We start from the raw sequence: 856 nt of genomic DNA on the forward strand, positions 1-856 counted from the left end.
TGGGCAAATCCTTATATCTGGATTCTCTTAGGCGTCTTGCTTGCTACCGGCGCACTCGGTTTTTACGACGACTGGCGCAAAGTGGTTTATAAAGACCCTAACGGCGTGTCTGCCAAATTTAAAATGGTGTGGCAGTCCAGCGTTGCCATCATCGCCGGTTTGGCGTTGTTCTACCTAGCGACAAATTCCGCTAACAATATCCTGATTGTTCCCTTCTTCAAACAAGTTGCCTTACCGCTTGGCGTAGTCGGCTTCTTGGTATTGTCCTACCTGACCATCGTCGGCACATCCAATGCCGTTAACCTGACCGACGGTTTGGACGGCTTGGCTGCATTCCCAGTTGTACTTGTTGCAGCCGGTCTTGCCATCTTTGCTTATGCCAGCGGCCACTCCCAATTTGCCCAATACCTGCAATTGCCTTACGTTACCGGCGCAAACGAAGTGGTGATTTTCTGTACCGCCATGTGTGGCGCATGTCTCGGCTTTTTGTGGTTTAACGCTTATCCGGCACAAGTCTTTATGGGCGACGTCGGTGCGCTCGCGCTCGGTGCGGCACTCGGTACCGTTGCCGTCATCATCCGCCAAGAATTTGTCCTCGTCATCATGGGCGGCCTGTTTGTTGTTGAAGCTATTTCCGTTATGTTGCAGGTCGGGTGGTACAAACGCACCAAAAAACGCATCTTCCTGATGGCGCCGATTCATCACCATTACGAACAAAAAGGCTGGAAAGAAACCCAAGTCGTCGTCCGTTTCTGGATTATCACCATCGTCTTGGTGCTGATTGGTTTGAGTACCCTCAAAATTCGCTAAATCTCCAAAGGCCGTCTGAAACTTTCAGACGGCCATTATGTAAGGT

At 50.6% G+C, this 856-nt stretch carries 1 protein-coding gene; it reads left to right on the forward strand.

Annotation, left to right across the window (positions count from 1 at the left end):
- On the forward strand, positions 1-810 hold an 810-nt coding region (gene mraY / locus ACTHS3_RS15900; protein WP_440368491.1), incomplete at its 5' end, for a phospho-N-acetylmuramoyl-pentapeptide-transferase.
- Positions 811-856 lie beyond the last annotated feature (46 nt).

Source organism: Neisseria sp. P0009.S007, from assembly GCF_051962515.1.